At 70.1% G+C, this 25,617-nt stretch carries 19 protein-coding genes and 2 tRNA genes; 9 read left to right on the top strand and 12 right to left on the bottom strand.

The window, feature by feature from the left end; genetic code table 11:
* Positions 1-63: 63 nt before the first annotated feature.
* A complete protein-coding gene (locus YU1_RS30585; protein ID WP_084540026.1) occupies positions 64-1,092 on the top strand; it encodes an alpha/beta fold hydrolase in 1,029 nt (342 codons plus the stop codon).
* Positions 1,093-1,174: 82 nt separating this feature from the next.
* Here YU1_RS30585 and YU1_RS0121545 read toward each other — a convergent pair whose 3' ends face one another.
* The 3 genes from YU1_RS0121545 to YU1_RS0121535 all read right to left on the bottom strand — a co-directional run bounded on the left by YU1_RS0121545 (position 1,175) and on the right by YU1_RS0121535 (position 5,818).
* A complete protein-coding gene (locus YU1_RS0121545; protein ID WP_029005851.1) occupies positions 1,175-2,758 on the bottom strand; it encodes an SPOR domain-containing protein in 1,584 nt (527 codons plus the stop codon).
* A 73-nt stretch (positions 2,759-2,831) separates the two neighbouring features.
* Positions 2,832-4,589, bottom strand: a complete 1,758-nt coding sequence (gene argS / locus YU1_RS0121540) for an arginine--tRNA ligase (RefSeq protein ID WP_029005850.1) — start codon at positions 4,587-4,589, stop codon at positions 2,832-2,834.
* Between the two features lie 32 nt (positions 4,590-4,621).
* Positions 4,622-5,818, bottom strand: a complete 1,197-nt coding sequence (locus tag YU1_RS0121535) for a deoxyguanosinetriphosphate triphosphohydrolase (protein ID WP_029005849.1) — start codon at positions 5,816-5,818, stop codon at positions 4,622-4,624.
* Between the two features lie 119 nt (positions 5,819-5,937).
* Here YU1_RS0121535 and erpA point away from each other — a divergent pair, with 119 nt between their 5' ends.
* Positions 5,938-6,276 (top strand): iron-sulfur cluster insertion protein ErpA, encoded by a 339-nt coding sequence (gene erpA / locus YU1_RS0121530; protein WP_029005848.1) that lies wholly within the window; start codon positions 5,938-5,940, stop codon positions 6,274-6,276.
* Between the two features lie 58 nt (positions 6,277-6,334).
* On the opposite strand, the gene YU1_RS0121525 is transcribed toward erpA, so the two are convergent.
* Positions 6,335-7,474: an alginate O-acetyltransferase AlgX-related protein gene (locus tag YU1_RS0121525; protein ID WP_029005847.1), complete on the bottom strand. Its 1,140-nt coding sequence runs from the start codon at positions 7,472-7,474 to the stop codon at positions 6,335-6,337.
* Between the two features lie 2 nt (positions 7,475-7,476).
* Positions 7,477-8,787 carry an MBOAT family O-acyltransferase gene (locus YU1_RS0121520; RefSeq protein WP_245263406.1) on the bottom strand — a complete coding sequence of 437 codons (1,311 nt, stop codon included), beginning with the start codon at positions 8,785-8,787 and terminating at the stop codon, positions 7,477-7,479.
* A gap of 308 nt (positions 8,788-9,095) precedes the next feature.
* Here YU1_RS0121520 and xth point away from each other — a divergent pair, with 308 nt between their 5' ends.
* A complete protein-coding gene (gene xth, locus YU1_RS0121515; RefSeq protein ID WP_029005845.1) occupies positions 9,096-9,884 on the top strand; it encodes an exodeoxyribonuclease III in 789 nt (262 codons plus the stop codon).
* Positions 9,885-9,904: 20 nt separating this feature from the next.
* Here xth and YU1_RS0121510 read toward each other — a convergent pair whose 3' ends face one another.
* The 6 genes from YU1_RS0121510 to YU1_RS0121485 form a co-directional block, all read right to left on the bottom strand.
* Positions 9,905-10,915 (bottom strand): BMP family protein, encoded by a 1,011-nt coding sequence (locus tag YU1_RS0121510; RefSeq protein WP_029005844.1) that lies wholly within the window; start codon positions 10,913-10,915, stop codon positions 9,905-9,907.
* A gap of 107 nt (positions 10,916-11,022) precedes the next feature.
* Positions 11,023-11,859 (bottom strand): tetratricopeptide repeat protein, encoded by an 837-nt coding sequence (locus YU1_RS0121505; protein WP_035716244.1) that lies wholly within the window; start codon positions 11,857-11,859, stop codon positions 11,023-11,025.
* Between the two features lie 389 nt (positions 11,860-12,248).
* The gene (locus YU1_RS0121500) at positions 12,249-15,038 is read right to left on the bottom strand and encodes a valine--tRNA ligase (protein ID WP_029005842.1); all 2,790 of its coding nucleotides are present in this window, start codon (positions 15,036-15,038) and stop codon (positions 12,249-12,251) included.
* Between the two features lie 364 nt (positions 15,039-15,402).
* Positions 15,403-16,494, bottom strand: coding sequence for a DUF2497 domain-containing protein (locus YU1_RS32165; protein WP_156922348.1), 1,092 nt, complete (start codon positions 16,492-16,494; stop codon positions 15,403-15,405).
* A gap of 65 nt (positions 16,495-16,559) precedes the next feature.
* The gene (locus tag YU1_RS0121490) at positions 16,560-17,951 is read right to left on the bottom strand and encodes a TolC family outer membrane protein (RefSeq protein ID WP_029005840.1); all 1,392 of its coding nucleotides are present in this window, start codon (positions 17,949-17,951) and stop codon (positions 16,560-16,562) included.
* Between the two features lie 182 nt (positions 17,952-18,133).
* Positions 18,134-18,805 carry a protein-L-isoaspartate O-methyltransferase family protein gene (locus YU1_RS0121485; protein ID WP_029005839.1) on the bottom strand — a complete coding sequence of 224 codons (672 nt, stop codon included), beginning with the start codon at positions 18,803-18,805 and terminating at the stop codon, positions 18,134-18,136.
* A gap of 358 nt (positions 18,806-19,163) precedes the next feature.
* On the opposite strand from YU1_RS0121485, the gene YU1_RS0121480 reads away from it, so the two are divergent.
* From YU1_RS0121480 to sseA, 6 genes are all read left to right on the top strand, one after another.
* Positions 19,164-19,237, top strand: a tRNA-Cys gene (locus YU1_RS0121480).
* Positions 19,238-19,535: 298 nt separating this feature from the next.
* Entirely contained in the window at positions 19,536-21,374 is a 1,839-nt protein-coding gene (locus YU1_RS0121475; protein WP_051357139.1) for an ABC transporter ATP-binding protein, read from the top strand.
* Between the two features lie 143 nt (positions 21,375-21,517).
* A tRNA-Asn gene (locus YU1_RS0121470) sits at positions 21,518-21,592 on the top strand.
* 270 nt (positions 21,593-21,862) lie between these two features.
* Positions 21,863-23,338: a cryptochrome/photolyase family protein gene (locus tag YU1_RS0121465; RefSeq protein WP_029005837.1), complete on the top strand. Its 1,476-nt coding sequence runs from the start codon at positions 21,863-21,865 to the stop codon at positions 23,336-23,338.
* A gap of 83 nt (positions 23,339-23,421) precedes the next feature.
* Entirely contained in the window at positions 23,422-24,453 is a 1,032-nt protein-coding gene (locus YU1_RS0121460) for a cysteine synthase A (protein WP_029005836.1), read from the top strand.
* A gap of 65 nt (positions 24,454-24,518) precedes the next feature.
* Positions 24,519-25,358: a 3-mercaptopyruvate sulfurtransferase gene (gene sseA / locus YU1_RS0121455; RefSeq protein WP_029005835.1), complete on the top strand. Its 840-nt coding sequence runs from the start codon at positions 24,519-24,521 to the stop codon at positions 25,356-25,358.
* A 16-nt stretch (positions 25,359-25,374) separates the two neighbouring features.
* Here the strand turns inward: sseA and YU1_RS0121450 are convergent.
* Positions 25,375-25,617: IS5/IS1182 family transposase (locus YU1_RS0121450; protein WP_029005834.1), on the bottom strand; the 243-nt coding region annotated here is incomplete at its 5' end.

Raw genomic sequence — 25,617 nt, 5'->3', positions numbered from 1 at the left:
GCGCATCGGCCCTTCCCCGGAGCGTCCGCTCCGGGCGCCCGCGGACGGGGCCACGGAGACCTCATGCGCCGTCTGACCCCGTTGCGCGCCTGCGCGCTCGCGTTCGTTCTCCTTGTGCTGCTATTGGCCGGCGGCAACGCCTATCTCGGCGTCGCGGCGGAGCGGGACCATCCGCCCACGGGGCGGTTCCTCACCTTCGGCGGCGTGAAGCTGCACTATGTGGAAGAGGGCGAGGGCGAGGCGCTGGTGCTGCTGCACGGCAACGGCGCCAGCGTCGAGGACTTCCAGGCGAGCGGCCTCGTCGGCCTCGCCGCCCGCCGCTACCATGTGATCGCCTTCGACCGTCCCGGCTTCGGCTACAGCACCCGCCCCGCCGGCACCCAATGGACGCCGGCCATGCAGGCCACCCTGTTCCGCGCCGCGCTGGCCCGGCTCGGGGTGCGGCGGGCCATCGTCGTCGGCCATTCCTGGGGCGCGCTGGTGGCCGCCACCATGGCCTTGCAGGACCCGAACCTCGTCGCCGGCCTGGTGCTGGTGTCCGGCTATTATTATCCCGATCCGCGCCTCGACGTGCGCCTCGCCAATGCCCTCGCTCTGCCCGGCGTGAACGCGGCGGTGAGCTACACGCTGACGCCGGCGCTATCGCGCCTGGCCTGGCCGCTGGTGATGGACACCGTGTTCGGCCCCGAGCCGGTGCCGCCCAAGTTCGCCGGCTTCTCCAAGGAGATGGCGCTGCGGCCGTGGCAGCTGGAGGCGGCGACGCAGGAGGTGGCGATGCTGACCTCGGCCACCGAGGCCAACGCCGCCCGCTATGGCGAACTGGCCATGCCTATCGCCATCGTGGTGGGCACCGGCGACCGCCTCATCGACCCGCAGAGCCAGTCCGTGCGCCTGCATGGGCAGCTTCCCCGGAGCAGCCTGCATCTGATCCCGCAGGGCGGCCACATGGTGCAGCAGACCGCGACCGCCGAAGTGATGGCGGCCATCGACGAGGTGGCGGTGGCCGACCGCCAGTTCGCCGCCCGCACCCGCGCAGCGGCGCTGGCCGCGCCCAGCAAAAAGGCGGCCTCCTGGGCCGCCTTGATGCGATAGATCGTTATGTTGCCTGCGGCGGAAAGCCGAATCCGGGGCTGAAGGTGGGGGCCGGCGTCGGGTTCGCCCGCCGCCGACCGCCTCAGTTCTTCTGCACCAGGCAGTCGCCGCCCTGCGCCCGCAGGCTCTGGCAGAGTTCGTTGGCCTGGTCGCGGGTGTTGAAGGGGCCGACCTGCGCCCGGTAATAGATGCCGCGATCGCCCAGGTCCGCCTTCTTCACCGTGGCCTTGTAGCTGCCCAGCAGTTGCGGATAGCGCGACTGGAGCACCTTCCAGGAGCCCATGGCGTCGGTCTCGGACTTCTGCGAAGCCACCTGCACCACATAGCCGCCGGCGGCGCTGGCGGCCGGGGCGGGCGGAGCCACGGGCGCGGCGGCGGGCGTGGCGCTGGCCACATTGGTCACCGGCGTCGGCGTCACCGAGGTCGGCGTCGGGGCGGCCACCGGCAGCGGGTTCTGGTTGGGCGCATAGGCCACCGGCGCGACGGCATTGGGCCGGGCCGGCGCGGCGGCGGGCGCCGCCGCCGTGACCACCGAGCCATCGGCCCGCACGGTCAGCGTCTTGACCTTCTTGGGCTCGGTGCCCGGGGCGCCGGCCTGAGCCGAGGGATTGGCGGCGGCCGCGGCAGCCGCAGCCGCTGCGGCGGCGTTCACGTCCACCGGCTGCTCCTCGCGGGGCACCACGCGCTCGTTGCCGGGCGTGCCGCCGCCGACGCGGTCATAGATGAGCTTCTGGCCGTCCGCCGACTGGCCGGTGGGCGCGGGGCCGGCGGTCTTCACCGGGCCTTCGCCGGCGCGGATCACCGGCGGCTGGCCACCGGCGGTCTCGGTGGTGCGGCTGCCGCCGATCATGCGATAGGCGAACACGCCGCCGACGCCGACCACCACCAGGGCGAGGACCGAGGCGACCGCCAGCAGCACCATGCGGCTTTTCCGGCGGCGCGGCTCGGCCTCGTACAGGTCCTCGTCGTGCGGCGGCATGTAGCCGTCGTCCGTATAGGCCGGGTCGTAGGCGTCGTCATACTCGTCATACTGCTGGTGCGGGGCCTGCGCCGTATAAGCGTAGCCGGCCTCGTCCTCCGCCGGGGCGGCCCGCTGCGGCTGCCGCGCGGGCTGGACCTGGGTGTAATGCGACTGGGTGTATTCGGGCTGGTCGTAGTCCGGCTCGGCCGCAGGCTCGGGGGCGTCATAGTCCGCCGAGGCGCGGCGGGACAGCGAGCCGTAGCCCTGGCGCACGTTGCCGCGGGTCTGGTCGGCCCATTCGTCGGCGGCCGGCGCCGGCGGTGCGGAGGGGGCGATATGGGCGGGGGTGCCGGGCGGCGGGGTGCGCTGGCCGCGGCGGCCGGGCTGCCAGTCGTCGAAGCGGCGCTCCACCGGCGGTGCCGAGAACTGCGGCATGGGCGCGGCTTCCGGCCGGGCGCGGGCCCGGGTGGGCTCCGGCTCCGGAGTGCGCAGATCGTTGAAATCGGCGAACGGGTCCTCGTCGCCGATCAGGCGGGCGAGTTCGGCGAGCGCGTCATCGGCGCGGCTGCCGCCGGCCTCGCTGCGCGGCGCGGCGGGACGTTCCCCGCGCGGCTGCTCCCCGCGCGGCGGTTCCGCCCGCGACAGTCGGCCGTCGCTGGCGGAATTCTCGTCGCGCCGGTAGCGGAACCTGCTTTCGTCGCCCATGTCGCCTCGATCTTACCCAAAGACCGCCGGGAGCACGGGTGCCGAACGACGGCAGGAGCCCGACCAGGGACGGTCACTTCATTTCATCGACGGCCTCAACGCCAAGCAAGCCGAGGCCTGAGGCGAGGACCGCAGCCACGCCATGGACCAGAGCCAGACGCGCCATGGTCAATTCTCGATCATTCTCCATAATGAAGCGTAAATGTGGCAAGTCTTTTCCGCGGTTCCACTGGCCGTGGAACTCGCTCGCCACCTCGTGCAGGAAGAAGGCGACGCGGTGCGGCTCGCGCGCGTTGGCCGCCTGCTCCACGAGGCGCGGCCAGCCGGACAGGCGGCGCACCAGCGCCAGCTCGCCCTCGTCGTCCAGCCGATCCAGCGGCGCATGGGCATAGACCGTGCCGCTCTCCGGCAGGTCGGGATATTGCACCATGGCGTTGCGCAGGATCGACTGGGCGCGGGCATGGGCATACTGCACGTAGAACACCGGGTTCTCGCGCGACTGCTCGATCACCTTGGCGAGGTCGAAGTCCAGCGGGGCGTCGTTCTTGCGGAACAGCATCATGAAGCGCACCGCGTCGCGGCCCACCTCGTCCACCACCTCGCGCAGCGTCACGAACGAGCCCGCGCGCTTGGACATGCGCACCGGCTCGCCGTTGCGGAACAGCCGCACCAGCTGGCACAGCTCCACGTCCAGGCTCGCCTGCCCGGCGGACACCGCCTTAACCGCCGCCTGCATGCGCTTCACGTAGCCGCCGTGGTCGGCGCCCCAGACGTCGATCATGCGGCGGAAGCCGCGGTCGAACTTGTCCTTGTGATAGGCGATGTCGCCGGCGAAATAGGTGTAACTGCCGTCCGACTTCACCAGCGGCCGGTCCACGTCGTCGCCAAAGGCGGTGGTGCGGAACAGGGTCTGCTCGCGGTCCTCCCAATCCTCCGGCGGGGCGCCCTTGGGCGGCGGCAGGCGGCCCTGGTAGACCTCGCCGGTGCGGCGCAACTGCGCGATGGTACCGCCGACCCGGTCCACGCCCACGGTCAGCGAGCGCTCGGAGAAGAAGACGTCGAAGGAAATGCCCAGCGCCTGGAGGTCGTCGCGGATCATCACCATCATGGCGCCGATGGCGAAGCTGCGGAAGATCGGCAGCCACTCGCTCTCGGGCGCCTCAAGATATTCCGCGCCGTGGATGGCGGCCAGTTCCTTACCGACCGGCACCAGATAATCGCCGGGATAGAGGCCGTCGGGGATCTCCGCCGCCTGCCCCGTCACCGCCTCGCGGTAGCGCAGGAACACCGAGCGGGCCAGCACGTCCACCTGGGCGCCGGCGTCGTTGATGTAATATTCCCGCGTCACCTTGAAGCCGGCGAAGTCCATCAGGCTCGCCAGCGCGTCACCGAACACGGCGCCGCGGCAATGGCCCACGTGCATGGGGCCGGTGGGATTGGCGGAGACATATTCCACATTGACCGGCTCGCCGGCGCCGACCTGGGAGCGGCCGAAATCGCCGCCGAGGCGCAGCAGCGCGGCCAGCACCTGCGGCCAGAAGGCCGGATCGAGGGTCAGGTTGATGAAGCCGGGCCCGGCCACGTCCACCTTGGCGACGCTCGCCACCGCGGCAAGCTTGCCGGCGATCTGCTCGGCGAGGTCGCGCGGCTTCAGGCCGAGGTCCTTGGCCAGCACCATGGCGGCATTGGTGGCGAGATCGCCATGGGCGGCGTCACGCGGCGGCTCGACCACGATCCGGGAGAGGTCGAGCCCTTTGGCTTCGACCTGGTCGCCGGCGATGGCGGCGACGGCATCTCGCACGTGATCGGCGAAGATCGCGTAGACGTTCATGGCTCAATCCGATGTCATGAGGGCCCCGGCGCCTAACGCAATTCCGGCGTCGTGTCAAAGAAACGGGCATGCTGGTCCAGCGCGTAGCGGTCGGTCATGCCGGCGATATAGTCGGCCACGCGCCGCGCCATGCGGTCGTCCGCCGCCCCCTCCAGGCGCCAGTCGCTGGGCATATCCTGGGGCTCGGCGCGGAAATGGGCGAACAGGTCGCGCACCACCTGCTGGGCCTCGTCCATGATGCGGTTGACCCGGGCATGGCGGTACATGTGCGGGAACAGGAAGCCCTTCACCGCCGCCTCGGCGGTGCGCATGCCGGCGGAGAAGGCCACCAGCGGGGCGGCGAGCATGCGCACGTCATAGCTGGAGCCGACGCCGGCGGCCCGCGCCCGCCCCTCGCTCTCGCGCACCACGTCCTCGACGAAGCGGGTGATGAGGCGCCGCATCACCTCATGGATGACCCGCCCCTCCTCCAGCCCCGGCCAAAGCCCGCGCACCTCGGCCAGCACCTCGCCCACCAGCGGCAGCGGCGCCAGCTCGTCGAGCGTGAACAGGCCGGCGCGCAGCCCGTCGTCGAGATCGTGCACGTCATAGGCGATGTCGTCGGAGATCGCCGCCACCTGGGCCTCCGGCCCGGCATGGGTCCACAATTCCAGGTCCTGCACGGCGGAATGGGCGCGGATGGCGTGCGGCAGCGGCGCCTCCGGGTCGCGCAGCGAAGCCCCGGCGCGGTCGGTGAGCGGGCCGTTGTGCTTGGCGATGCCTTCCAGCGTCTCCCAGGTCAGGTTCAGCCCGTCGAACTCGGCATAGCGCCGCTCCAGCCGGGTGACGACGCGCAGCGACTGGGCGTTGTGGTCGAAGCCGCCGTGGTCGGCCATGCAGGCGTCGAGCGCCCGCTCGCCCGCATGGGCGAAGGGCGGGTGGCCGAGGTCGTGGGCCAGCGCCAGCGCCTCGGCCAGGTCCTCGTCCAGCCCCAGGGCGCGGGCGATGGAGCGGGCGATCTGCGCCACCTCGAGCGTATGGGTCAGGCGGGTGCGGTAATGGTCGCCCTCGTGGAACACGAAGACCTGCGTCTTGTGCTTCAGCCGGCGGAAGGCGGTGGAATGGATGATGCGGTCGCAATCCCGGCGGAAGGCGCTGCGCGTGCCCTCCGCCTCGGGCACCAGTCGGCCGCGGGTGAAGGCGGCGTCGCTCGCCCACGCCACACGGGGCCGTGCTCCGGAAACCGCCATCTGCCCTCCCGCGCCGCCCGCGCCGCGCGGGATCGGTCCCGTGGCGTTGACTCGGCGGCGGGCGCACTTAACTATCCATCGACACTTGGATCAACCGCCGATCGGCGCGGGAACACACAATGGACACCGCTTCAGATTCCGTGGTCGTGACCGCCAGCGCGGCACGCCGCATCAGTGAAATCCTCGCCGGGGAAGCCCCGCAGAGCGCACTGCGCGTCAGCGTGGAAGGCGGCGGCTGCTCCGGCTTCCAGTACCGCTTCGACGTGACGCGGGACCGCAACGCCGACGACACCATCATCCAGCAGGACGGCGCAACCGTGCTGGTGGACAAGGTTTCGCTCGACTATCTGTCCGGCGCGCGCATCGATTTCGTCGACGACCTGATCGGCGCCGCGTTCAAGATCGACAATCCCCACGCCACCGCTTCCTGCGGCTGCGGCACCAGCTTCGCGCTCTGAGCCGCCGGGCCGACCTGCCCCTCCGGGCGCTCCGGGCCGGCCCCGCCGGCCCGCGGGCTCACTCCTGCGGCAGGTTGTAGGGCCAGGCGCCGTCGAGGCAGGGGAAGAAGCGCTCGGTGCGCGCCAGGATCACCAGCGCCGGCTTGTAGGCCTTCACATCCGCGACATCGAAGCCGCAATAGCCCAGCGTGCGGCGGGAGAAGTGCATCCAGGCGGCTTCCGCCACCGGGGTGGCGGCGAACAGCCGGGTCCAGATGTTCACCGTGAAGCTGTCGCCGATCACCAGCACGCGCGGCCCCTCGGGGCGGAAGCGCTCCACATAAGGCTGGAACAGCGGGTGCTCGTGGGTGAGCTTCAGCTCCGGCGTGGTCTGATGCTGCACGTCGGGCGGCGCGAAGCGCAGCTGGTAGTTCTCATCCTCCACCGGCGGCGGCATGCGCATGGTGCGCACCAGATCCCCCGCCGGCGAGGGGGCCAGCGGCCCGATCACCGCCTTGGGGTCCACCTGCCAGTCCGGATGGCCCGCCGCCACCATGGTGGCGTTGAAGGCATAGACCGAGCTGGCGAAGTTCCAGTGGGAATCCGTCTTCAGGTAGCGCGGCCCCGCGAACGGCGCGGTCCGAAGCACCTCGCGCAGGTCCACGCTGGCGACGCCGTCCTTCTTCAGGCCGGCCAGCAGCAAATCGTATTCGGTGGGCCGGCGCTCGAAACCGTGCTGCCAGCGCGGCAGGTCGTCCATCTCCACCGACTGGGTGTTGGGCGGGATGGCCACCACCACCTTGGTGCCGAGCGGCGCCAGCTCGCGCTGGAGGATGTCGGCCATGCGCACGAAGCGGTCCACCGCCTCGGCGCGGATGAGGTCGCCGGAGGATTGCTCGGGCGTGTGCTCGCGGGCCCAGAACAGCCGGCCGTGGCGGCCGTAATAGGTATTGTGGTCGTTGGGCGATTCGAGCGCGGCGCGCAGGTCGCGCCGCACGATCGGCAGGCTGGCGCGGAAGCCGAAATTGTCCTGGAAATACAGGCTGAGCGTCTGCGCCCGGGTGGTGATCTCCTGGACCAGATTGGCGGGCGGCACGCCGCGCGTGCGCCAGACGCCCCGGCCCATGGGGTCGGGCACCAGATTGGCGAGCAGCAACGCGGCGAAGATCACCACGGCGACCAGCCCGAGATAGCGGCGATGGCGGCTGAGCAGCGGCATGGTCAGAACCGATAGTACAGGAAGGGCGTGCCGGTGCCGCCGCCGACCCACAGGACGCAGATCGCCATCAGCACCGCCACCATGGCGTAGTCCGCACCCGTGGCGACGAGGCCGTCGCCCTTCAGGATCGCCGGCCGGCGCCAGCGCCAGAAGCCGATCAGCGTGCCGGCCGTCAGCGCGGCGATGCTGAGCGGGTGCAGGCCGAAGCCCAGCGCCAGCGACTGGTCATAGAAGCCGTTGAGCCCGAACAGGCCGCGGAAGATGTCCATGGCGCCGGAGAAGGTCTCGGCGCGGAAGAACACCCAGCCGAACATCACCACCACCACCGTGTAGAGGTGGGAGAGCCCGCCGGGCAGCCGCTTCAGCCAGCGGCCGAGCCAGGCGCGCTCCAGCACCAGGAAGGCGCCGTGATAGGCGCCCCAGATGACGAAGTTCCAGCTTGCCCCGTGCCACAGGCCGCACAGCAGGAACACCGCCCAGAGGTTCATGTAGGTGCGCGCCGGCCCCCGCCGGTTGCCGCCGAGCGTGATGTAGACATAGTCGCGCAGCCAGGACGACAGGCTCATGTGCCAGCGCCGCCAGAAGTCGGTGATGCTGAGCGCGGCATACGGCAGGCGGAAGTTGCGCGGCAGGGTGAAGCCGACCATGACGCCGAGGCCCACCGCCATGGCCGAATAGCCGCCGAAGTCGAAATAGATCTGGATGGTGTAGGCGAACACCCCGGCCAGGGCCTCCACGAAGGTCGGCGCCGTGGTCGAATCGAAGATGCCGTCGGCGATCCCCGCCACCTCGTCGGCGATCAGCACCTTCCAGGCGAGGCCGATGACGAAGATGCGCATGCCCGCGGAGAATCGCCCCCAGGTGGTGCGGCGCTCGCCCAACTGCCGGGCCACGCTGGAATAGCGCACGATGGGGCCGGCCACGAGCTGCGGGAACATGCACATGTAGAGCGTGAACTGCGCCAGGCTCGGGTTGGCGTGGACCCGGCGCTTGTAGATGTCCGCCAGATAGGAAATGGCGTGGAAGGAATAGAACGAGATGCCGAGCGGCAGGGAGATCCGCGGAACCGGAATGTGGACGTGCGCCGGCTCCAGCAGCACGTTCAGGTTCTCGACCAGGAAGCCGGTATATTTGAAGATGCAGAGCAACAGGGCGTTTCCGGTCACGCCGATGATCAGCATCTTCTGGCGCGGCCAGCCCTCGCGGCCGTCGATGGCCAGCGCGATGCGGTAATTGACGTAGATCGAGGCCAGAAGCAGGAGCAGGTGCGGCGTATAGCCGACGGAATAGAAAATAAGCGAGAAGACGACCAATATGAAATTGCGCGTCTTCAGCTCTTTCGAGGCAAAATACAGCAACAAAAAGAGGGGCAGAAAATAGAATAGAAATTCTATCGATGCGAATGTCATGCGGAGAGTGCCGAGCCCAGGTCCTGCGTGCGGTTGCCAATGCCACCTATCGGCCCACGGGGCAAGCGCACATCACGGAAATGCGAACGCTGGACTTGAACGCCGCACGTATCACCATCTTCCATTACCGCCATTTAGAAAAAATGAAAACTGCCGGCCGGTTCCCTGCCGCGCCGCTTGGCCCTATCCTGCGGGCCGCAGAAGGAGGCCCCATGCGTATCGCCACGTGGAACGTCAATTCCATCCGCCTGCGGGCCGAACAGGCCACGATTTGGCTGAAGGAGACCCAGCCGGACGTGGTGTGCCTCCAGGAGATCAAGTGCCAGACCGAGCAGTTCCCGCGCGAGCCGTTCGAGGCGCTGGGCTACAATGTGACGGTGCATGGCCAGAAGGGCTTCAACGGCGTCGCCATCCTCTCCAAGCTGCCGCTGGAGGATGTCACCCACGGCCTCGCCGGGGACGCGGATGACGTGCAGGCCCGCTTCATCGAGGCTGTGGTGTCGGTGAAGGGCGGCGTGGCGCGGGTGTGCTGTATCTATCTGCCCAACGGCAACCCGCCGCAGACCGAGAAATACGACTACAAGCTCGGGTTCATGGCGCGGCTCAAGGCGTTCACCGCAGCGCGGCTGGCCATGGAGGAGCCGCTGGTGCTGGCCGGCGACTTCAACGTCATCCCCGGCCCCGCCGACGCGGCGGACCCGGCGGCGTGGACGCAGGACGCGCTCTATCTGCCGCGCACCCGCGCCGCCTTCCGCGACCTCATCCACCTCGGGCTGACGGACGCCATCCGCGCCACCTCCGACTCAGACAAGCTGTTCACCTTCTGGGACTACCAGGCGGGCGCGTGGCAGCGGGACTTCGGCATCCGCATCGACCACCTGCTGCTGTCGCCGCAGGCCGCCGACCGGCTGATCGGCGCCGGCATCGACAAGCACGTGCGCGCCTGGGAACGGCCCTCGGACCATGTGCCGGTGTGGGTGGACCTCAGGCTGGCGGCGTGAGGCCGCCGGCGGCGGGAGGCTCAGAGGCCGAATTCCGGCCCGGAATACGCGGTCGGCACGGTGATCGCCCCGGATGCGATGCCGGCGGCATAGCGCTCCACCGCCGCGCGCACCTCCGCCGGAACCTCCGGCGCCAGGGCGAGGCGGACGGCATCGCCCGCCGCGACGCCCAGCTTCACATGCCGGCCCGGCACCAGCCGCCCGGACACCGCATCACTCACCCCGTCCGCCATGGCCACCGAAACGTCGGCGACGGCGCTGGCGATGAAGACGTCGGGCGCTGAGGGATACCAGTCGCGCACGTTGCCGATCTGGAAGATGTGCTTCTCCCGGCAGGCGGCGATGGCGCCCGGACGGCCGGCGTTGAGCATGGTGAAGATGATGTCGGCGCCAGCATCCGCCTGGGCGGTGGCCACCTTGTGGGCCAGCGCCGCGTCGTCCTGCTCGCCGCAGAAGGTGGTCAGGAGCCTCACGCCGGGCCTGGCGGCGGCAACACCTGCGGCATAGGCGGCGCGGCCCTTGAGGCCGGGCGGCACGCGGATGCCGGAAATGTGGCCGACGGTGCCGGTCTTGGTCAGCAGCGCCGCGGCGGCGCCCGCCAGCCAGGCCGATTCCTCCTGGAGCACCTCGTAGCTGGTGAGGTTGGCGCCCTCGACGCCGCCCTGGATCACCAGGAACTGGATGGCCGGATGGTCCGCCGCCACGATCTTCGCGGCCTCGTTGCACTGCCCGCCATGGGCGGCGATCACGGTCGGGTTCTCCGCCGCCAATTGGCGCAGGGCGGCGACGAGATCGTCCTTCTGCGGGCGGACGCCGTCCACCACCACCGTCGCGATGCCCAGCGTGCCCGTCGCGCGCGCGAAACCCGCATAACCCGCCTGCATGAAGCCGCCGTCGTCGCGCCGTCCGGGCAGCAGCAGCCCGGCCTTCGCGGGCACGGCGAGGGCCGGCCAGCGCAGCGCCGGCAGGAGGAGCACGCCGGCCGCCCCTGCCCCGCCCCGGACGACCTGACGACGGCTGAGATGGGTCATGCAAGCTCCGCGCTGCTACGGAGGCGGCGCGATGCCACCTCCGGAGCGCTGATTATGACGGAGAGGAGCCGGCAGACAATATAGCGTGCGGTGCAGACGGGCGGGCGCTAACGCTGGGCGCTCTTGAGCCACTGCTCAAGATATTTGAGCGCCAGCGCGCGCTCGTCGGGCGTGGCCTCGGAGAAGGCGTCCTCATAGAGGTCCACCACCCATTTGTCGTCGGGGCCGGCGGCGCCGTCGCGGGCCAGCGTCAGCCACATGAGGCCGCGGGCGCCCTGGCGCGGGATGCCCTCGTCGCCGCGGAACAGCAGGTGGCCGAGCATGGCCTGAGCCTCATACTGCCCCTTCTGGGCGGAGAGGATCAGCCAGCGGGCCGCCTGGCGCGCGTCGCGCTGGGTGCCGACGCCGTCCAGATACATCTTGCCGAGGCGGAACTGGGCGTCGGGATCGCCGAAATAGGACGCGGCATAGGAGAACATGTCCCGGGCGCGGGCCGGATCGCGCCGCACCGCCGTGTTCGGGATGCCCGCCAGGTAATAGGTGCCGAGCGCCACGAAGGCGCTGGCCGCGAAGCGCGCCTGCGGCGTGCCGGGATAGTCCTCGGCGTGCAGGTTGGCGATGCGGCTGAAATATTCGAACGCCTTGGCGTCGTCGCGCTTCACGCCGTCGCCGTCGGCATACATGCGGCCCAGCTTCCACTGGGCGGCTGGATGGCCCTGGTCGGCGGCATAGCGCAGCGCGTCCACGCCCTTGGCGGTCTGGCCGGAGCGCAGCGCCTGGGCGCCGGAGCGGAATGCCTCGTCCACCGGGCGCGCGCCGGGCGGCAGCGGCAGGCTGGCGGGGGGCGTCAGGCCGGCGGGGGCGTTGCCGCCGCCATCGGGGCTGCCGTCGAAGGCGGCGGCCGGGGACAGCGCCCCGCACGCCAAGACGGCACCCAGCACGATGCCGAGCGCGGCCGACGCCCGGCCGAGGCCGCGCCGTGCCGAACTCCGTTCCCCTCGAATGAAAGCCACCACGTTCATAGCCCGGACAAGGTGCCACGGGGTGCGGGCGACATCGGGGCCGAGCCAAGGCCGAGCCAAGGCTTCTCCTTGGCACGGCGGGCACAAACCCCGATCTTCCAGACCTGTCACGGCCCTCAACCCAACCATCTGCGACCTGCCCCGGGCGCGGCGGTTGGGACCATTTCCCGACTACGCGACCGCCGTTTCCTGTCGCTGATGTTGTGGCGTTTTGTGGCGGCTTCGCGGCGCGGGGGCGCGGGAGTCCCCCGTGTCACGCATAAGGAAATCGGTGTGGCTTTGCTGTCACAGGGCGGTGATGCCCCCAGTATTCACGCATTGCCGCGCGAAAGTTGGTTAACAGCGGCTAACACCTTGTCCTTGCGGGCCAGATATTCGGCGCGCTTCTCCCGCTCGGCCTCCACCACCTCCTCGGGGGCGCGGGCGACGAAGCTCTCGTTTGACAATTTGCCGTCGATGCGGGCCACCTCCTGGTCGAGCTTGGCCGCCTCCTTGCGCAGCCGCTCCAGTTCGCCCGCCAGGTCGACGACGCCGGCCAGCGGCAAGGCCGCCACCTCGCCGCGCACCAGCATCTGCACGCTTTCGGACGGCGCCGCGTCAGCGCGCGAGATGTCCGACAGCCGCGCCAGCCGGCGGATGGCGTCCTCCCAGGCGGAGGCGCGCGCGTGGGTGTCGGGGCTCGCCGCCACCAGCACCAGCGGCACCTGCGCGCCCGCCGGCACGTTCATCTCCGCGCGCACGGAGCGGATCTCGGTGACGAGGTCCACCACCCAGCCCACTTCCGCCTCGGCGTCCGGGGCCTCCAGCGCCAGCACCGGCCAGTCGCCGAGTGCCAGCAGGCCGTCCCGCGCCGGGCCCTGCTCGCCGGTGCGGGCCCACAATTCCTCGGTGAGGAAGGGCATGAACGGGTGCAGCAGGCGCAGCGCCACATCGAGCACATAGGCCGTGGCGGCGCGCGTCTCGTCCTTGGCGGCGCCGTCCGGGCCGGACAGCACGGGCTTGGCCAGTTCCAAGTGCCAGTCGCAGAACACGTTCCACAGGAAGCGGTAGACCGCGCCCGCCGCCTCGTTGAAGCGGTAGGCTTCGATCGCCGCCGTCACCTCGTTGGCGGCGCGGGTGGCCTCGCCCAGGATCCAGCGGTTGAGCGTGCCGTTCACCGTGGCCGGGTCGAAGCCGGCGACGCGCACGCAGCCGTTCATCTCGGCGAAGCGGCTGGCGTTCCAGAGCTTGGTCGCGAAGTTGCGGTAACCCTCGACGCGCGAGGTGGCGAGCTTGATGTCGCGGCCCTGCGCCGCCATCGCCGCCAGCGTGAAGCGCAGCGCGTCGGCGCCATACTGGTTGATGAGGTCCAGCGGGTCGATGACGTTGCCCTTGGACTTCGACATCTTGGCGCCCTTCTCGTCGCGGACGAGGGCGTGGATGTAGACGTCCTTGAACGGGATCTCGCCATCCATGAAGTGGATGCCCATCATCATCATCCGGGCGACCCAGAAGAAGATGATGTCGAAGCCCGTCACCAGCACCGAGGTGGGGTAGAACTTCTTCAGCTCCGCCGTCTCGTCCGGCCAGCCCATGGTGGAGAAGGGCCACAAGGCGGAGGAGAACCAGGTGTCCAGCACATCCTCGTCGCGGGTGAGGAAGGCGGCGCGCTTGTCGGCGTCGTCGATCAGCGCCTGCGCCTCCTCCGGCGACAGGTTCTCGTCCGCCACGTTCTTGGCGAGCGCGGCCTCGAAGGCGGCATCCTCGTCCAGCTCGACGAAGACGTTGCCGAACGGGTCGTACCAGGCCGGGATCTGGTGGCCCCACCACAATTGGCGGGAGACGCACCAGGGCTGGATGTTCTCCAGCCACTCGAAATAGGTCTTCTCCCAGTTCTTCGGCACGAACGTCGTCCGGCCCTCGCGCACGGCGGCGAGCGCCGGCTGGGCCAGCGTCTTGGCGTCCACGTACCACTGGTCGGTCAGCCAGGGCTCGATCACCACGCCGGAGCGGTCGCCGTGCGGCACCGTGTGCGGGTGCGGCTCGATCTTCTCCAGCAGCTCCAGATTGGTCAGCAGCTCGACGATGTGCTTGCGCGCGGCGAAGCGGTCCATGCCGGCGAGGTGCGAGAGCACGCCGCCGAAGTCCGGGTCGTCCACATAGGCGTCGCGGCGGGCTTCATAGTCCGAGCGGATGTCGTCGGGCAGGATGCGGGCTTCCGCGTCCAGCACGTTGATCATCGGCAAATGGTGCCGGCGGCCCACCTCGAAGTCGTTGAAGTCGTGCGCCGGGGTGATCTTGACCGCGCCGGAGCCCTTCTCCGGGTCGGAATACTCGTCCGCCACGATGGGGATGCGGCGGCCGAGCAGCGGCAGGATGACGAACTTGCCGACCAGATCGGCATAGCGTTCATCGTCCGGATGCACCGCCACCGCCGTGTCGCCGAGCATGGTCTCCGGCCGGGTGGTGGCCACCGTGATGAAGCGGCCGTCCTCGCCCTCCACCGGATAGCGCAGGTGCCACAGATTGCCCTTCACCTCCACCGGCTGGACCTCCAGGTCGGAGATGGCGGTGAGCAGCTTGGGGTCCCAGTTGACCAGGCGCTTGTCCTTGTAGATCAGCCCCTTGCGGTGCAGCTCCACGAACACCTTCAGCACCGCGCGCGAGAGGCCCTCGTCCATGGTGAAGCGCTCGCGCGACCAGTCGCAGGAGGCGCCCAGGCGCTTCAGCTGGTTGACGATGGTGCCGCCGGATTCGGCCTTCCAGGCCCAGATGCGCTCGACGAAGGCGGCGCGGCCCATGTCGCGGCGGCCCGGCTCCTGGCGCTCCAGCAGCTGGCGCTCCACCACCATCTGGGTGGCGATGCCCGCGTGATCGGTGCCGGGCTGCCACAGCACGTCCTTGCCGCGCATGCGCTCGAACCGCGCCAGGATGTCCTGGAGCGTGTTGTTCAGCGCATGGCCCATGTGCAGCGAGCCGGTGACGTTGGGCGGCGGGATGACGATGGAGAAGCCGGGCGCGTCCACCCGCTCCGGCCGGCCGCAGCGAAACGCGCCGGCCTCTTCCCAGGCGGCGGAGATGCGGGCCTCAACGGCGGCGGGATCGAAGACCTTATCGAGCATGCAAGCGCTCCGCGGACGCACGGCGTCCTTCACCAGGAAAACAAGGCGGCCACCGCGCGCGCCTGCGCCGTGCGCCTGAGGAAATCCGGGGCGCGCCCGCCGCGCCGACAAGCTTCGGGCGGGCCGCACTCCGGGAGATGGGTTGCGCGCCCGCCCACGGGCGGCGGCCCCGGACAGTCGCGGCATGGCCACGCGGCCGCCCGGAGGGACGGCGCGCACATGCGGTGTGGGGGTTAAAGCCGTTCCGCGCCCCCCGCGTCAACGGGGCGGCGTCCGGTCACGGCATCGCGGCATGCCGGCCCTGCGGGAATTGCGGCCCTGCGCGGATCAAAGCCCGCGCGGACCAAGGTCCGGCGGCGGCTGGTCAGCGCCCGCCGCGCGCGGCGCGTTCGATCTCGGCCCGGACCAGCCGCTCGACAATGTCGGGCAGGTTCTCGTCCAGCCAGGTCTTCAGCATCGGGCGCAGGATCTCCTTCATGAGATCCTCCACCGTTCGCCCCTGCTGCGGCAAGGCGGCACCGCCCAGCGAGCCGAAGGCGGCGGCGACGGCGGCATCCACCGCCGGAGACAACAGGTCCTTGCGGCGGGGCGGCGCGGCGGCCGGCTCATCCGCCGCCGGACGGGGAGCGGGGCGCGCGACCGGCGCGGCGGCCACCGGACGGGCGGGTGCCGCGCGCTGGGCGACGGGCTCCGCCTCCAGGCGCAGTAAGGCTTCTTCGAGACCGGCTTCCAGGTCCAGGTCGCGGCTCAGGCGGCCATCCACCCACGGGGCGGCGGCCTCGGCCGGCGCGTGCCCGGCGCCGGGCGCCCCGGATGCGGCGCGCGGGGCCTCGGCCCGGTGCCCGTCGGCGCGCGGCGCCTCCAGCGGACGCCCCTCCGGCGGACGCGCCTCCACCGGCGGTGGGTCGCGGCGAACGCCCTCCCCGCGCGGCCCTTCGTGCGCCGGCGGCGCGCGGGACGGCAGATCGGCGTCGCGGCGCACCCCGTCCGCGCGCGGCGTCACGGCGGGACCCGCACGGACCACCTCCGGGCGCGGCGCGGCATGCGCCATCTCGGCGCGGCTCAGCTCGGCGCGCGCCGGCTCCGCACGCCCGTGCTCGGCGTGCGAGGGCACGCGCTCGGGAGAAAAAGTGCGCTCGGAAGAAACGGGACGCTCGCGCGATGCCCCATCGGGGCCGCCTTGGCCCTGGAGCCGCTGCGCACCCTCGCGCCCGGCGTCAGGCCGATGCGGCTCGGCCCGGTGCGATTCTGCCCGATGCGGTTCAGGACGGGAGGTCGGCGCGCGGCGCGGCGGCTCCTGCCCATCATCGGAGATGATGCGCCGGATCGAGGCCAGGATATCTTCCATGGAAGGCTCTTGCGGCTTTGGATATGCGGACATGTCTCGCCCTCGGCCGAAGACGTCCCTCAACCCACGCGCAACGCTGAGCTTCAGTTTGGACGCCAGAATCGCCACCTGTCACGCCGAGTATGTCATCGCGCCGGGCGGCCACAACAGCGCCCGCCCGGCCTATCCCGCGATTATTTTCCGTCGGGGGTGCGGGCTCCGGCCCAGGCGTCGCGCACCTGGCCGTAATGCACGCGCGGATCGTAGACCGGAACCTTGAGGCTCAGCGATACCGCGTCGAGCTTGCCCATGGTGGAGATCAGCGAATAGGCGGCCACCACGCGGTCCCGCTGCGCCGTCACCAGGGCCGACTTGGCGTTGGTGAGGTCAGTCTGCGCGTTCAGCACGTCGGTGGTGGTGCGCTGGCCGACCCGCCATTCCTCGCGCACGCCTTCGAGCGCCAGGGTGTTGGCGGCGACCGAGGCCTGGGCCGACTGGATCTGCGCCTTGGCGGCTTCCAGCGCGCCCCAATACTGCACCGCGTTGGCGCGCACCACGTCGCGGTTCACGTCCACTTCGATGCGGGCCTGGGAGAGCAGTTCCTTGGACTGGCGGATGGCGGAATATTCCGCGCCGCCCTGGTAGATCGGAACCGTCAGGTTGAGCGCCACGGAGGCGGTGGTGGCGCTGTCCACCGAGTTCGACTGGTCATAGGCCTGGGCGACCTGCCCCTGGAGGCTGACCACCGGCGCGAGACCGGACTCGGACATCTTCACCTGGAACATGGCCGCATCGACGGCGAATTTCGACGACTGGATGGCCGGGTGCTGCGACAGGCCGAGCGCCACCGCCTTGTCCAGCGTGGACGGCAGCATGAACTCGATGGAGCGGGGCGGCGACAGCTTGCCCGGCTCCACGCCGATCACCTGGCGATAGGTCGCCTTGTAGGCCTGGAGGTTGGCCACCGCATTGGCCACCTGATAGTTGGCGTCGGCCACCTGGGCCTCGGCCTGGGCCACGTCGGTGCGCGTCACCTCGCCCACGTTGAAGCGGTCGCGGGTCGCCCGCAACTCCTGCTGCAATGCGGCGAGGTTCTGATTCTGCAACTCCAGCAGAGCGATGCCCTGGAGCACGTTCATATAGGCCGTCACACCGTTGAGCAGGACGGTCTGCTCGGTGTTGCGCAGGGATTCGCGCGAGCCCTTCACCGAGGATTCGGCCTTCTGCGTGGTCGAGGCGGTGAGGAAGCCGTTGAAGATGGTCTGGCTGACGGTGAGGTTCACCGAACGCGGCAGCAGCGTGCCGTCGGTCGCCACGCCGCTCGCCTTGGCGCGGGCATATTCGCCGCCCACGCTGGCGCCGGCCGAGACATTCGGGCGGTAGCCGGACAGTGCCTGAGGCACGGTCTCGTCCACCGCGCGGGTGCCGGCGCGTTGGGAATTGAGAGTGGGATTGTTGACGTAGGCCTGGGCCAGCGCCGCATCCAGTGTCTGCGCAGAGACGCTGGAGGACAGCGCGAAGCCGGAAACGACAGCCGCCGCGGCGAAAACAGTCAGGCGCCGGCTAATGTGCGTCGCAAGCGACATTGAGATCTCCCGAACCGCGGCTTCGCTCTCGGCAAGATGCCAGACGAAGCCAGACGCGCGGATGTGATGCGAACATAGCCATCGACCCGGGTTGAGGAAACCAACTGGTTCGATGTGTGAATGTTTTTTAGACGACCGCGACAGTTCGGACACAGGTTGCCGGACGCCCCACCGGCATCCGGTCAGAAAGTGAAGCGCGGCGCCGCTTCGAAGCCGGGAAGCGGAGGGATCGCGGCATTGAACACGACCCGTTCGGAGATGGCATCACCCACCTTGGTGAACACCGCCGCGCGCCCTGCCCCGCCCCGGCCGACGACCGCCACCAGACGACCGCCATCCTTGAGCTGGCCGAACAGCGCCGGGGGCACCACGTCCACCGAGCCGTTCAGCAGAATCACGTCATAGGGGGCTTCCGGCGCCCAGCCGGCGGGCAGCGCGCCCTGCATCACCGCCACATTGGTGATGGCAAGGTCGCTCAGCGCGGCATTGGCCGTGCCCACCAGCTCGGCATCGTCCTCCAGCGCCACCACCTGCTGCGACAGCCGCGACAGGATCGCCGCCGAGTAGCCGGTGCCGGCCCCCACGTCGAGCACCAAGGCATCGGCATGGACGTCGGCCAGATGGATCAGCTTGGCCAGGATCATCGGCTCGATGAGATAGCGCGGCGACTGCCCGCCGGCCGCCGGCCGGATCAGCAGGTCGTCGTCGATATAGGCCAGCGACTTCAGCGCGGCGGGAACGAAGCGCTCGCGGGGAATTTCCAGCATGGCCGCCACGATTCGCAGGTCCGTGACGTCATTGGCCCTCACCTGGCTGTCGACCATGCCACGGCGAAGTTCCACGAAATCGATCATCCCATCCTCCGGCACGTCATACGGGCCATGTTTCTGACTCAAGAGCCACACCGCCGCCGTTTTTGCAAGGCGGCGGTCGCGCTTCCCATGCGGGCTTCCCATACGGGGGGCGGAGCGGCCCGGAGGGAATCGGGACGCCGGCCCGGCCCGCCCCCTGGCGGGGCCACGGGCGCGGACGCAGGGGGCAAGGCGGCGCCGCGCCGGCTCGGCATCGCCGGCCCGGCGCGGGCGGCCGCAAGTCCATGACAGGCAAGACATTGCCGCGCCCTCGCGCCCTGCCGTCCCCAGCCGCGCGGCGGCGCCGCGTTCGGCGCCTCTTGCCCCCGGCCCTCCGGTGCTTTAGGTAGCCCCCACGTGAGGCCACGTGGCGGAGTGGTTACGCAGAGGACTGCAAATCCTTGCACCCCGGTTCGATTCCGGGCGTGGCCTCCAGCAGCGCCCCGTACCCGCTTAGCCGACCGCCGCTTCTTGCCGACCGCGACATCTGCCGACGCAGCATCTTGCCGATCGACCACGCGGACCGCGCGCTGCCTTTTCGCCCTGGACCACCGTCCCTGGACCCAACGCCCCGGGACCCAACGCCCGCACGGCCCGCGCCACCCGCCGCAGGACCTGCCGCGAGACCTGCCGGCACCGCACGACCGGGCCGCGACATCGCGTGCCGCGACATTGACTTGCGGCCGGGATGGCGGTTGATGGTCCGGCGCATGGCCCGCGCCTGGAGAGATTTATGACCTTCAAACCGTTGGTGCGCTTGCGCGCAAAATTCGCCAACGACGAGACCTACGGTGTGCTGCGGCGTCTGTTCCTCGCCGACGGCCGCACGCACTGGAAGGGCTACGCCACCGCCTTCGCCTTCATGGGCCTGATGGCGTTCTCCACCGCCGGCATGGCCTGGCTGATGCGCGACGCGGTCAATTCCATCTTCGTCCACCCCACGGTGGCCGCCGTCTGGGGCGTGGCGCTGGGCATCATGGCGCTGTCCGCCATCAAGGGCATCTCGGCCTACGGCCAGAACGTGACCATGGCGCGGGTTGGCAACCGCATCGTCGCGGACAATCAGAAGAAGGTGTTCGACCACCTTCTGGGCCAGGAAATCTCCTTCTACGCCGCCCGCCACACCGCCGAGATCTCCATGCGCCTCCAGCAGGGCGCCAATTCCGCCCGCGACGCGCTGAACCTCGTCATCACCTCCATGGGGCGCGACCTGCTGTCGCTCATCTCGCTGGTGGCGGTGGCGGTGATCCAGGATCCCAATCTGGCGCTGGTGGCCCTCATCATGATGCCGCTGGCGGTGGGCGGCACGCGCAAGCTGATCAAGAAGGCGAAGAACATCTTCCGCAAGGAGTTCGCCAGCGGCATCAAGCTCTCGTCCACCTCCATGGAGGTGATCCAGGGCATGCGCACCATCAAGGCCTATACCCTTGAAGACACCATGCGCGAGCGCGTCCACACCTATGTCGACGACGTCGAGCGGGCCGCCAACAAGCTGGTGCGCACCCAGGCCAAGTCCAGCCCGCTGATGGAGACGCTGGGCGGCTTCGCCATCGGCGGCGTCATCCTCTATGCCGGCTACAACGTGATGTTCGTCGGCAAGAGCCCGGGCGAGTTCTTCTCGGTGCTGACCGCGCTGCTGCTCGCCTACGAGCCGGCCAAGCGCCTCGCCCGCTTCCACCTGGAGCTGGCCTCGCACGTGATCGGCGCCAACATGCTGTTCGAGATGCTCGACATGCGCGCGCCGGAGACCGAGGACGCGCACCTGCCGGCGCTCGCCGCCGGCCCCGGCCGGGTCGCCTTCGACGCGGTGACGTTCGGCTATCGCGACAGCGAGCAGGTGCTGCGCGGCCTCGACTTCGTCGCCGAGCCCGGCCAGACCACGGCCCTGGTCGGCCCCTCCGGCGGCGGCAAGACCACCATCATCAACCTGATCGAGCGCTTCTACACCCCCACCGGCGGCGCGGTGGGCATCGACGGGCAGGACATCACCAAGTGCAACCGCGGCTCGGTGCGCGCGGTGACCGCGCTGGTGAGCCAGGACGTCTACCTGTTCTCCGGCTCGATCCGCGAGAACATCGGCTTCGGCCGCGCCGGCGCCACCGAGGAGGAGATCGTCGCCGCCGCCAAGGATGCCTTCGCGCACGACTTCATCATGGGCTTCGAGCACGGCTACGACACCCATGTGGGCGAGCACGGCGCGCAGCTCTCCGGCGGCCAGCGCCAGCGCATCGCCATCGCCCGCGCCTTCCTGAAGAACGCCCCCATCCTGCTGCTGGACGAGGCCACCGCCGCGCTCGACAGCGAGTCGGAGGCGGAGGTGCAGAAGGCGCTGCAGATCCTCCAGCGCACCCGCACCACCATCGTCATCGCCCACCGCCTGCAGACGGTGGTGCGCGCCGACCGCATCTGCGTGGTCGAGCACGGCCGCATCGTCGAGAGCGGGCGGCACGAGGAGCTGATGGCGCGGCGCGGCCGCTATTACAATTTCTACCAGATCCAGTTCGCGCACGAGGGCGAGAGCGAAGGCGAACGCTGCGCGGACGGGCACGGGGAGGCCCTGCTGAGCGCCTGAGGCCGCCGCCTCCGCCACCGGAAACACGCGATTTGTCGAAGATATCCACCGCCCCGGTGCAATCGTTCGAGAAATCCCGGCGCTCCGGCTTCACAAGGCGGCACGTGGTTGCTATATGGCGCGCCTCGGGTGTCAAGACCCGTTCCCCGGTAGCTCAGTGGTAGAGCAACCGGCTGTTAACCGGTTGGTCGCTGGTTCGAATCCGGCCCGGGGAGCCAAATTCGGACGTGATGCGCGCTTCGGCGTGGATCATGGGCCGCACGTCTAAAGTCCTCCTGGCGCTCGTCGCCCGGAGGACTTTTGCGTTTCAGGGCCCCGCATGCGCCGCTCCCACGCCGTTCGCGGCTCCGCGCCGCATCGGCCGATGGGTCGCACCATCGCCGCCCCACGCGCCGCAACTCGGCGTATGATCCCTCAGGGACCATGCCTGCGTAGAAGGCGGACCCGAGCCATTCCCGGGACTCAACGCCGCACGAGGGAGGATCGCCATGCCCGCCGCCGCCAGCCCTGACCTTGGTGCCGCCCTGGTCTGGTTCCGCGAGGATCTGCGCCTCGCCGACAATCCCGCCCTCGCCGCCGCCGCCGAAGGCGGGCGGCCGGTGGTGGCGCTCTATGTGCTCGACGAGGACAGTCCCGGCCTGCGCGAGCCGGGCGGGGCGGCGAAATGGTGGCTGGCCGGCGCGCTGCGCGCGCTCGCGGCGGACCTCGCCCGCTCCGGCGTGCCGCTGGTGCTGCGGCGCGGCCCGGCCGCGCGCGTCGTGCCGGAGGTGGCACGGGCCGCCGGCTGCGGCCGCGTCGCCTTCAACGCCCGCCCCGGCCGCGCCGCCGGCAAGGTGGACGCGGAGGTGACGGCCCGGCTGAAGGCGGGCGGCTGCGCGGTCATCTCCACCCTCGGCCATCTCCTCCATGCGCCGGGCACCGTGCGCACCGCCGCCGGCGGCCTGCCGCGCACCTTCTCCGCCTTCCAGCGCGCCGCCCTGCGCGAGCGGCCGGCGCTGCGTCCCCTGCCCGTGCCCCGGCTGACGGCGGCCCGCCACGGCCTGGAGAGCGACGCGCTGGAGGCCTGGGATATGGAGCCCCATGCGCCCGACTGGGCCGGCGGCCTGCGCGCCGCCTGGACGCCGGGCGAGGCCGCCGCCCGCGCCCGGCTGGCGGACTTCATCTCCCATGGCCTCGCCGGCTATGCGGACGGCCGCGACCGGCCGGACCGGCCGCATGTCTCGCGGCTGTCGCCGCACCTGCGCTTCGGCGAAATCTCCCCGCGCCAGGCGCTCGCCGCCGTGCTGCACGCGGGCGAGGCGGGAGACGTCCCCGCCGACGACGTGCGCAAGTTCGAGGCCGAGCTGTACTGGCGGGAATTCTCCCACCACCTGCTCGATGCCGTGCCGGACCTCGGCCAGCGCAACCTGCAAGCCTCGTTCGACGCCTTTCCCTGGCGGGAATGCTCCGGTGACCTGAAGGCGTGGCAGCGCGGCCTCACCGGCTATCCCATCGTGGACGCCGGCATGCGCCAGCTCTGGGCCACCGGCTGGATGCACAACCGGGTGCGCATGGTGGTGGCCTCCTTCCTCGCCAAGCACCTGCTGCTGCACTGGCAGGAGGGCGAGCGCTGGTTCTGGGACACACTGGTGGACGCCGACCCCGCCAGCAATGCCGCCAGCTGGCAGTGGGTGGCCGGCTCCGGCGCCGACGCCGCGCCCTATTTCCGCATCTTCAACCCGGTGCTCCAGGGCGAGAAGTTCGACCCCGACGGCACCTATGTGCGCACCTATGTGCCGGAGCTGGCCCGCCTGCCGCGCGGCCTCATCCACAAGCCGTGGGAGGCCGGCGGGCTGGAGCTGGCGCAGGCCGGCGTCCGCCTCGGCATCACCTACCCGCGCCCGGTGGTCGATCACGCCGCCGCCCGCGACAGAGCGCTGCGGGCGTTCGAGCATACCCGCAAGGACATGCGCTCCGCCGGCTGAGCCGGCGCGCATGGGGCACGCCGCCGGTGTTGCCGCCGCCCCACCCGTTGGCTAGGTTGCCCGCAGACAGCGGGGTGGTTCTCATGAATTTCCGTAACGGACTTGTAGATTCAATCGGCCACACGCCCCTCATCAAGCTGAAGCAGGCCTCCGAACTCACCGGCTGCACCATATTGGGCAAGGCCGAGTTCATGAATCCGGGCCAGTCGGTGAAGGACCGGGCGGCGCTCGGCATCATCCAGGACGCCATCGCCAAGAAGCAGCTGGAGCCCGGCGGCATCATCGTGGAAGGCACGGCGGGCAATACCGGCATCGGCCTCGCCCTGGTGGCGGCCCCGTTCGGCTTCAAGACGGTGATCGTCATTCCCGAGACCCAGTCGCAGGAAAAGAAGGACATGCTGCGGCTCGCCGGCGCCACGCTGGTGGAGGTCCCGGCGGTGGCCTATGCCAATCCCAACAATTACGTGAAGGTCTCCGGCCGCCTCGCCGAGGCGCTGGCGAAGACCGCGCCGCACGGCGCCATCTGGGCCAACCAGTTCGACAATGTGGCCAACCGGCAGGCCCATATCGACACCACCGGCCCGGAGATCTGGGAGCAGACCGATGGCAAGGTGGACGGCTTCGTCAGCGCGGTGGGCACGGGCGGCACCTTCGCCGGCGTCGGCCTCGCGCTGAAGGACCGCAACCCGGCGGTGAAGATCGGCCTCGCCGATCCCATGGGCGCGGCGCTCTATTCCTACTACACCACCGGCGTGCTGCACGCGGAGGGCTCCTCCATCACCGAGGGCATCGGCCAGGGCCGCATCACCGCCAACCTGGAGGACGCCCCGGTGGACGCCGCCTTCCAGATCCCGGACGAGGAAGCCATCCCCATCGTGTTCGACCTGCTCCAGCACGAAGGGCTGTGCCTGGGCGGCTCGTCCGGCATCAACGTCGCCGGCGCGATCCGGCTGGCCAGGGAGCTCGGGCCGGGCCATACCATCGTGACCATCCTGTGCGACTACGGCACGCGCTACCAGTCCAAGCTGTTCAACCCGGCCTTCCTGCGCTCCAAGAACCTGCCCGTGCCCACGTGGCTGGAGGAAACCGCGGCGGTGCCCAACGTCCTCGTCTGACCCTTCCGCCTGCCCCCCCCCCCGCCTACCCCTCGCCAGTTCTCCTCTTGCCCGAAGGCCGCGCCATGACCGCCTCCTCCCCCTTCGTCTCCACCGAATGGCTGGCCGCCAACCTCGGCACGCCCGGCCTCGTGGTGGTGGACGGCTCCTGGCACATGCCGGCCACCGGCCGCAGCGGCCATGGGGAATATCTGGAGCGCCACATCCCCGGCGCGGTGTTCTTCGATCTCGACGCCGTCTCCGACCCGGCCACCGATCTGCCCCACATGCTGCCCACGGCGGAGGCCTTCGCGGCGGCGGTGGGCGCGCTCGGCATCGGCGATGACGCCCGCATCGTGGTCTATGACGGCGCCGGCCTGTTCTCGGCGCCGCGCGTGTGGTGGACCTTCAAGGCCTTCGGCGCGCGCGAGGTGATGATTCTCGAAGGCGGGCTGCCGAAATGGCTGGCCGAAGGCCGCCCGACGGAGAGCGGCGCCGTACAACCGCCGTTTGCGCGCTTCACCGCCAAGCTCGATGAGTCCATCGTGGCGACTATCAGCCGGGTTGAGCATGTGCTTTCGGATGCGTCCGCGCAGGTGCTGGACGCCCGCTCGGCGGAGCGCTTCGCCGGCGCCGCGCCGGAGCCCCGGCCCGGCCTGTCCTCCGGCCACATGCCCGGCAGCTTCAACCTGCCGGTCGGCAAGGTGGTCCGGGACGGCACCCTCGTTTCCCCCGCCGAAGTGCGGGCGGCGCTGGATTCCGCCGGCATCGACCTCGCCCGGCCGGTGATCACCTCCTGCGGCTCCGGCGTCACCGCCGCCATCCTCTGGGTGGCGCTGGAGAGCATCGGCAAGACGCCGCTGGCGCTCTATGACGGCTCCTGGACGGAGTGGGCCTCCAGCGGCAAGCCCATCACCAAAGTCTAGGCTCAGGACTCATTGATCACAGCCAGAAGATGACGACTGCTGCGATGCATATGGCAGAGAAGAAGGTGTGGGCGCATCGGTCGTATCGCGTGGCGATGCGCCTCCAGTCCTTGAGCTTGGCGAACAGGTTCTCGACCTTGTGCCGCTGCCGGTAGAGGGATTTGTCATAGAGGAAGGGCTGCTTGCGGCTCCGCGATGAAGGAATGCAGGGATTGATGCCCCTGGAGGCCAGTGCCTCGCGGAACCAGGCACTGTCGTA

Origin of the sequence: Azorhizobium doebereinerae UFLA1-100 (assembly GCF_000473085.1) — a bacterium.
In the GTDB taxonomy this organism is placed as follows: Bacteria; Pseudomonadota; Alphaproteobacteria; order Rhizobiales; family Xanthobacteraceae; genus Azorhizobium; species Azorhizobium doebereinerae.
The sequence above is the reverse complement of the archived record's forward strand: the minus strand, read 5'-3'. Positions and strand labels throughout refer to the sequence as shown.

What these genes read in the sequence shown, in the direction of transcription:
- YU1_RS30585 (WP_084540026.1), top strand. Translation starts at nt 64, where the DNA reads ATGCGCCGTCTGACCCCGTTGCGCGCCTGCGCGCTCGCGTTCGTTCTC.
- YU1_RS0121545 (WP_029005851.1), bottom strand. Translation starts at nt 2,758, where the DNA reads ATGGGCGACGAAAGCAGGTTCCGCTACCGGCGCGACGAGAATTCCGCC.
- argS (WP_029005850.1), bottom strand. Translation starts at nt 4,589, where the DNA reads ATGAACGTCTACGCGATCTTCGCCGATCACGTGCGAGATGCCGTCGCC.
- YU1_RS0121535 (WP_029005849.1), bottom strand. Translation starts at nt 5,818, where the DNA reads ATGGCGGTTTCCGGAGCACGGCCCCGTGTGGCGTGGGCGAGCGACGCC.
- erpA (WP_029005848.1), top strand. Translation starts at nt 5,938, where the DNA reads ATGGACACCGCTTCAGATTCCGTGGTCGTGACCGCCAGCGCGGCACGC.
- YU1_RS0121525 (WP_029005847.1), bottom strand. Translation starts at nt 7,474, where the DNA reads ATGCCGCTGCTCAGCCGCCATCGCCGCTATCTCGGGCTGGTCGCCGTG.
- xth (WP_029005845.1), top strand. Translation starts at nt 9,096, where the DNA reads ATGCGTATCGCCACGTGGAACGTCAATTCCATCCGCCTGCGGGCCGAA.
- YU1_RS0121510 (WP_029005844.1), bottom strand. Translation starts at nt 10,915, where the DNA reads ATGACCCATCTCAGCCGTCGTCAGGTCGTCCGGGGCGGGGCAGGGGCG.
- YU1_RS0121500 (WP_029005842.1), bottom strand. Translation starts at nt 15,038, where the DNA reads ATGCTCGATAAGGTCTTCGATCCCGCCGCCGTTGAGGCCCGCATCTCC.
- YU1_RS0121490 (WP_029005840.1), bottom strand. Translation starts at nt 17,951, where the DNA reads ATGTCGCTTGCGACGCACATTAGCCGGCGCCTGACTGTTTTCGCCGCG.
- YU1_RS0121485 (WP_029005839.1), bottom strand. Translation starts at nt 18,805, where the DNA reads ATGATCGATTTCGTGGAACTTCGCCGTGGCATGGTCGACAGCCAGGTG.
- YU1_RS0121475 (WP_051357139.1), top strand. Translation starts at nt 19,536, where the DNA reads ATGACCTTCAAACCGTTGGTGCGCTTGCGCGCAAAATTCGCCAACGAC.
- YU1_RS0121465 (WP_029005837.1), top strand. Translation starts at nt 21,863, where the DNA reads ATGCCCGCCGCCGCCAGCCCTGACCTTGGTGCCGCCCTGGTCTGGTTC.
- YU1_RS0121460 (WP_029005836.1), top strand. Translation starts at nt 23,422, where the DNA reads ATGAATTTCCGTAACGGACTTGTAGATTCAATCGGCCACACGCCCCTC.
- sseA (WP_029005835.1), top strand. Translation starts at nt 24,519, where the DNA reads ATGACCGCCTCCTCCCCCTTCGTCTCCACCGAATGGCTGGCCGCCAAC.